Annotated in this window: 5 protein-coding genes and 2 pseudogenes; 1 reads left to right on the top strand and 6 read right to left on the bottom strand. The window is 37.0% G+C overall.

Annotated elements, in window-relative coordinates:
* The 4 genes and pseudogenes from dnaK to tal form a co-directional block, all read right to left on the bottom strand.
* Positions 1–1,570: pseudogene (dnaK, locus tag BHE89_RS05915) on the bottom strand (molecular chaperone DnaK); the annotation flags it as partial.
* 484 nt (positions 1,571–2,054) lie between these two features.
* Positions 2,055–2,642, bottom strand: a complete 588-nt coding sequence (gene mog, locus BHE89_RS05920) for a molybdopterin adenylyltransferase (protein ID WP_069368651.1) — start codon at positions 2,640–2,642, stop codon at positions 2,055–2,057.
* Positions 2,643–2,865: 223 nt separating this feature from the next.
* Positions 2,866–3,849 (bottom strand): tetratricopeptide repeat protein, encoded by a 984-nt coding sequence (locus tag BHE89_RS05925; RefSeq protein WP_069368652.1) that lies wholly within the window; start codon positions 3,847–3,849, stop codon positions 2,866–2,868.
* 183 nt (positions 3,850–4,032) lie between these two features.
* Positions 4,033–4,987, bottom strand: a pseudogene (tal, locus tag BHE89_RS05930) (transaldolase).
* Between the two features lie 304 nt (positions 4,988–5,291).
* Here tal and yaaA point away from each other — a divergent pair.
* Positions 5,292–6,074: a peroxide stress protein YaaA gene (yaaA, locus tag BHE89_RS05935; RefSeq protein ID WP_069368654.1), complete on the top strand. Its 783-nt coding sequence runs from the start codon at positions 5,292–5,294 to the stop codon at positions 6,072–6,074.
* A gap of 62 nt (positions 6,075–6,136) precedes the next feature.
* On the opposite strand, the gene BHE89_RS25135 is transcribed toward yaaA, so the two are convergent.
* Together BHE89_RS25135 and BHE89_RS05940 are read right to left on the bottom strand one after the other, a co-directional pair.
* Positions 6,137–6,472, bottom strand: coding sequence for a hypothetical protein (locus BHE89_RS25135; RefSeq protein WP_286145931.1), 336 nt, complete (start codon positions 6,470–6,472; stop codon positions 6,137–6,139).
* 1 nt (position 6,473) lies between these two features.
* Positions 6,474–7,214: a calcium-binding protein gene (locus BHE89_RS05940; protein WP_286145932.1), complete on the bottom strand. Its 741-nt coding sequence runs from the start codon at positions 7,212–7,214 to the stop codon at positions 6,474–6,476.
* Positions 7,215–7,242: the final 28 nt, after the last annotated feature.

The following is a 7,242-nucleotide window of genomic DNA, read 5'->3' on the forward strand; positions in this document are numbered from 1 at the left end:
TGCGTTTGCTTCAGCATCACGAACCATTTTTTGGATTTCTTCTTCATTTAAGCCAGAAGAAGCTTTGATAGTGATGTTTTGCTCACGACCGCTGTTTTTATCTTTCGCTGATACATGCAAGATACCATCAGCATCGATATCAAAAGTCACTTCGATTTGTGGCATACCACGTGGTGCTGCTTGAATACCATCTAAGTTAAACTGACCCAGTGATTTGTTATCACTTGCACGTTTACGTTCACCTTGTAATACGTGAATAGTTACAGCAGATTGGTTATCTTCTGCGGTAGAGAACACTTGGCTATGTTTAGTTGGAATTGTGGTATTTTTTTCCGATCAGGGAAGTCATTACACCCCCCATTGTTTCGATACCTAAAGACAGTGGTGTTACGTCAAGTAACAGAACGTCTTTAACATCACCCGCTAATACACCACCTTGAACAGCCGCACCCATTGCAACAGCTTCATCTGGGTTAACGTCTTTACGTGGCTCTTTACCAAAGAAATCTGCAACGGTTTTTTGAACCATTGGCATACGAGTTTGACCACCAACCAGAATAACGTCGTTAACTTCGCTAACTTTCAGACCAGCATCTTCTAATGCAACACGTACTGGTTCCATAGAACGTTTAACTAAATCTTCAACTAAAGATTCCAGTTTTGCACGAGTTACTTTGATATTTAAGTGTTTAGGGCCAGTCGCATCAGCTGTAACGTATGGCAAGTTAACATCTGTTTGTTGTGCAGAAGATAATTCGATTTTCGCTTTCTCTGCTGCTTCTTTCAGACGTTGCATTGCTAATGGATCGTTACGCAGATCAATGCCTTGTTCTTTCTTAAATTCATCAACTAAATAGTTAATTAAACGGCTATCGAAGTCTTCACCACCTAAGTGAGTATCACCATTGGTAGACAGAACTTCATAGGTTTTTTCGCCATCAACTTCATCAATTTCGATGATAGAGATATCGAATGTACCACCACCTAAGTCGTAAACTGCGATAGTACGGTTACCCACTTCACGATCTAAGCCGTAAGCCAGAGCAGCCGCTGTTGGTTCGTTAATAATACGTTTAACATCAAGACCAGCGATACGACCCGCATCTTTAGTCGCTTGACGTTGAGCATCGTTAAAGTAAGCTGGAACAGTAATAACCGCTTCAGTAACAGCTTCACCTAAATAGTCTTCCGCTGTTTTCTTCATTTTTTTCAAAACTTCAGCAGATACTTGTGGTGGAGCCATTTTTTCGTTACGCGCTTCAATCCAAGCATCACCGTTATCCGCTTTTACAATTTTGTAAGGCATGATAGCAACGTCACGCTGAACTTCTGCATCTTCAAAACGACGACCAATTAAACGTTTGATGGCAAATAAAGTATTTTGTGGATTAGTCACAGCCTGACGTTTTGCAGGTTGACCAACTAAAATTTCACCATCTTGTGCATAAGCAACGATTGAAGGAGTAGTACGATCGCCTTCTGCGTTTTCAATAACCCGGGCAGTTTTGCCATCCATTACAGCAACACAAGAGTTAGTTGTACCCAGGTCAATACCAATAATTTTACCCATTTAAACGCCTCCAAAGAGAATTCTTTATCAATTTGATTACCAATCTATATGAGGATGAATATTCATTTTTCAAGTCACAAATTAATAGACTAAACAACATCATCTCAAAGCGGATACAAAATCAACGCAACTCAATAGTGGTAATTGCAGTTGAAAAAGTAGATGGGGTCATAAATACATTCATCAAGGGGAATAATGAAAAAAAATGCAAAAAATGCGAAAAATTTGTGCTCAAGAATAAAATTAGGAATTAAAACTTATTATTTTCATAATGTTAGAGAAATTACAAATCACATTATGATTTATCTAAAATGCTTTTTTAAGACTAGACTTAGAATAAATGCATAACCATTTGAAAAACAATGTTTTTTAACTTTTATAATAACAGCATCAGATAAATATAAGGTTATTTTTGCATATTCAAACTGAATCACCACATTTCCTCGACAGAAAGGCGACGGACAAAAATAACCTCTTACATCATTTATGCTGAAGTGGAACGTCGTGCTGATTTAGGTCTAAACGCAGCAACAATCGCTTCATTAGTTTCGATATAAGGGCCATCAAGCAGTTGAATACAGTACGGTACACTAGCAAAAATACCACTAACAATCACATTACCGTCGTTATCCTTTAATCCTTCCAATGTTTCTGCGATAGCTTTCGGCTGCCCAGGTAGATTTAGAATTAGCGCTTGGTTACGAATAACACCAACTTGGCGAGATAAAATAGCGGTGGGGACAAACTTCAGACTAATTTGACGCATCTGCTCGCCAAAACCGGGCATTTCTCTATCTGCAATAGCCAACGTAGCATCAGGAGTAACGTCTCGACGAGCGGGGCCTGTTCCCCCTGTTGTTAACACTAAATGACAGCCGACTTCATCAACTAGCTCACACAGTGTTTGCTCAATCATAAGTTGTTCGTCAGGAATTAAGCGTGATTCGATATGAAAAGGCGTTATTAATGCCGTTTTTAGCCAAGCTTCTAAAGCGGGTAAACCTTTATCTTCATACACCCCACTTGATGCACGATCAGAAACAGAAACTAAACCAATACGTAAGTCATTCATATCGAACCTCTATTAATCAATCACCGTCTAACTTGCGCGCAGATATTACCATGAGAACACAAGAGAATTAAAAAGAATCTCAATATATTACTGATAATTACTATTTGATTGTTGAGAATAGATAATAAGAAATGATCACAATCTATTTTTATATCGTGTTAACTCATAACGAAAAAGGGAGCATACGCCCCCTTTCTTTCATCTTAAATAAGATTAATTAATATTATTCATCAATATACTTAGTAATATAAGAAGCCGCTAATTTTTTCGCTTCCGCTAATTGTGCTGCATTTAATGCGCGAGCAGTACGTTTTAACATCGCTTCGTCACCATCACCATTTTCAACAGCCACAGAGAACCATGCATAAGCTTCTTTCAGATCGCGTTTAACGCCTTTGCCATAATAATAGTTTAAAGCGAGGTTATTTTGCGCCAAACCATTACCTTGCATCGCTGATTTTCTATACCATTCAACCGCTTTACGTGCATCTTTAGCAACACCGTCGCCTTCATCGTACATTACGCCTAAGTTATTTTGCGCATCACGATTTCCTTGGTTTGCTGCTTTGGTATACCAGAAAACGGCTTTAGTGCCGTTACGCTCTACCCCTTCACCGTCGTCATAAGAAACAGCAAGGTTATATTGTGCATCAGAGTGACCTTGTTCTGCTGCTTTTGTATACCAAACTACCGCTTTTTCATGATCTTGTGCTACACCGATACCTTCATCATAAGAGATACCAAGGTTATATTGTGCATCGCTATCGCCTTGCTCACCGGCTTTAGTATACCAATACACGGCTTTCTCATGGTCTTGCTCTACACCATCACCATCATCATAAGAAACAGCGAGATTATATTGAGCTAAAGAAACACCTTGGACAGCGGCTTTGTTATACCAATAAACTGCTTTTTCTGCATCACGGTCAATATCATTACTCATGTCATACATCAGTGCTAAATTTAACTGTGCTTCAGCGTGACCTTGTTCGGCAGCTTTGGTATACCACTCCAGCGCTTTTTGTCCATCCTGCTCAACACCTTCGCCATTCTCATATTTTACGCCCAATTGATACTGAGATGCTGCATTTCCACTTTCAGCACTTTTTTCAATTGCAGGTAAAGAGAACGCCGTTTTACTTTCTGCCATTGCAGCGCCACTAAAAAATAACGATGCAAGTACCGTTGCCAAGACAATCTTTTTCATAATTCACCAATAATAAATAGAGTTTTTTAATAATATATTTTTATAATTATTACTGGATAAATAATATATTCCAATCAATTTAATCTTAAAATTAACTTAAATGTTATTTTGAGTAGCAAAAAATGAAAATACCCATCTATATAAGATGGGTATTTAAGATTTTTATAAGAATTTAACGACGAATTATAATAAATCCGCAATCATTTTCTCTAATTTTTCCTGATCAACAGCAAATTTACGAATACCGTCAGATAATTTATCTACAGCCATTGGGTCAGCATTATGCTCCCAATAGAATTGAGCTTCAGTGATAGCGTCTGGACGTGCTTTCACTTCGCCTTTGTAGGATAATTTATGTTCAACTTCACCTTCAGCTTCTGATAATTCTTTTAACAGTGCTGGAGCAATTGTTAAACGGTCACAACCCGCTAATTCTAAAATCTCACCGATATTACGGAAACTTGCACCCATAACAACAGTGTTATAGCCGTGTTGTTTGTAATAGTTATAGATTTCAGTAACAGAAATCACACCTGGATCTTCAGCTGGAGCAAACTCTTTTTTTATCTGTATTCGCTTTATACCAATCCATGATACGACCAACAAATGGAGAAATCAGGTAAACACCTGCTTCAGCACATGCACGCGCTTGAGCAAAAGAGAACAGTAAAGTCAGGTTACAGTTGATACCTTCTTTTTCTAATTGCTCTGCGGCACGGATACCCTGCCAAGTAGATGCTAATTTGATAAGAATACGGTCGTTACTGATACCCGCATCATTATAAAGTTTGATTAAATGACGTGCTTTTTCGATACATGCTTGTGTATCGTAAGAAAGACGTGCGTCAACTTCCGTTGAAATACGGCCAGGGATCAGCTTTAAAATTTCTAAACCGATATTTACTGCCAATTTGTCGCAAGCATCAACGATTTGTTGTTCACGTGAATCGCTTTGTGAACGAGCCCATTCAATCGCTTCATCAATTAATTTACGATATTCAGGAATTTGAGCTGCATTTAAAATTAAAGATGGGTTGGTAGTTGCGTCTTGTGGCTGATACAGTTTCATTGCTGCGATGTCACCAGTGTCAGCAACAACCGTTGTCAGCTTACGCAAAGAAGTCAATTTGTTGGTCATTTTGTTTATCTCATCTACTAGGTAAATCTGTTTGCAGTCACCTGCGGATATCTATTGATAATAACATGGACTGCTCACACTACAAGACGCTTAGATTCATACAAAGCAATTATTTAAATGCCAAACGTTTTCGCAAAACAAAAGCGGAAAAAAACAGAAGAAAGTCGCAAGCTGAATCGTTTAAATCGTCTAATTTTACAACAAATAAGAGAAACAATTGTTTTTTCCTATTACTATAATTTAGTCTTTAATCAAAAGAATTTGTTATATTTGGTCAATATTAAAATAACGTATCGAGGGAATTATGCTAATCACCATTTCACCAGCTAAAACACTGGATTTCGAATCGCCTTTAGCAACAACGCACTTCACTCAACCTGAATTGCTCAAATATTCCCAACAACTTATCGAAGAATGTCGGAAATTATCATCGAGCGATATTGCAAGCTTAATGAAAATAAGTGATAAGCTCGCGGGATTAAATGCCGCTCGTTTTGGTGAATGGCAACCTAATTTCACACCAGAAAATGCACGCCAAGCTATTTTGGCATTTAAAGGTGATGTTTATACTGGAATGCAAGCTGAAGGTTTTTCTGAAGATGATTTTCAATTTGCACAACAACATTTACGTATGCTTTCTGGCTTATATGGTGTACTTCGCCCACTTGATTTAATGCAACCGTATCGTCTTGAAATGGGAATAAAGCTAAAAACTAACAAAGGAAGCGATTTATACCAATTTTGGGGAAATACCATTACAGAAGCGTTAAACAAAGCACTTGAGGAACAAGGCGATAATATTTTAATTAATTTAGCATCTGATGAATATTTTAAATCAGTTAATCCGAAAAAACTCAATGCTGAAATTGTTAAGCCTATTTTTCTTGATGAAAAAAATGGAAAATATAAAGTGATCAGTTTCTACGCTAAAAAAGCCCGTGGATTAATGAGCCGCTTTGTTATTCAAGAAAAACTGACCAATAAAGCACAACTGAAAGAGTTTGATCTTGAAGGTTATCAATTTAATTCGGCAGAGTCAGAAGGTAATACCTTAGTATTCAAACGTGCTGAATCTATGGCCAAATAAATATCGTTTAAATTGAACGCTCAATGATAAAATAGCCCTTAGCAAAGGGCTATTTTTTAATCTTAAAATTCCCAATGCTTTACTACCACTGATAATGGCGACCATACTAGTGATGGAGCAAGCTCACTACCTTGCATTATCATTAATTGTTGCTCATTAAACTGTGCCATTTCTTGAATAATCGCAGCTAGCGATTGCGCTGAAAGCTCACTTTGTTTCTCAATAATAGAAACGGTTTTATCTGCTTCATTATGTTGTGTCTTTACAGTTAAAACAAATTGATTATCCTGCGTTTTATACTGCATATCCTCGCCGACTTGAGAAGCAATAATCTTATCGTGTTTTGATAATCCTGAAATAAAAAGGTGACTACTATTTCCTTCATCATAAATAGTCACTTCACCATAACGCTTTTTTCACAATATAAACATTATTGCCCGTACCACCATTTAAATAGTCATCGCCAAATTCAGATATTAATAAGTCATTTCCACTTCCTGCATTGAGGCTATCATTTCCCGCTCCTGCAATTAAAATATGATGTCCGTGATTAACGACAATATGATCATCCCCTTTTCCACCATCAATCACCGAGCTATTTTTATTACGATTAACAACAATATCATTCCCTTCCATTGGTTCAATAATTGATAATAACTCAACCGCTTGATTCAGTTTTTCTTGCGAGGCAAGCAAATAAAACGGCGAGTAAGCGTGAGAAAGAGAATATTCAGATAACGTCTCTTTATTTAAAATCAAAGACTCAGGGATCATAAGTACATCGTCTTCTGCTGTTATCGCTAAATTTAAATCTGTAATAGGAACGAGCAAACGTTGCTGGCTCTCTTTGGTAGGAAGAGTGAAAACCATATTATCTTTATCAATAAAACGAAGCTTCATCCCTGCTCCCCAAATAGCGTCAATATGGGATGGCTCAAAAGCCAGCTTTAAGTGACTATCAGGATGATAACGATGTGATAAAACATTATTACTAAATATTAAATCAAAACCACTAATATCAGATAGAAAGAAATCACTTATACTGTTTGATAATATTCCATTTATATTATTAGAAAGCGAAATTTTAATTTCATCGTATTTATTATTTGCTAAATAAGTTTTTAATTTGATAACTATCATGACCAGCGCTTAATTTAATAAATGAATG

Origin of the sequence: Shigella sp. FC1967 (assembly GCF_001743005.1) — a bacterium.
Taxonomy (GTDB): Bacteria; Pseudomonadota; Gammaproteobacteria; order Enterobacterales; family Enterobacteriaceae; genus Proteus.

Excerpts from the sequence above, each read along its gene's own strand:
- yaaA (WP_069368654.1), top strand. The coding sequence starts at position 5,292 with ATGCTAATCACCATTTCACCAGCTAAAACACTGGATTTCGAATCGCCT.
- BHE89_RS05925 (WP_069368652.1), bottom strand. The coding sequence starts at position 3,849 with ATGAAAAAGATTGTCTTGGCAACGGTACTTGCATCGTTATTTTTTAGT.
- BHE89_RS05940 (WP_286145932.1), bottom strand. The coding sequence starts at position 7,214 with ATGATAGTTATCAAATTAAAAACTTATTTAGCAAATAATAAATACGAT.
- mog (WP_069368651.1), bottom strand. The coding sequence starts at position 2,642 with ATGAATGACTTACGTATTGGTTTAGTTTCTGTTTCTGATCGTGCATCA.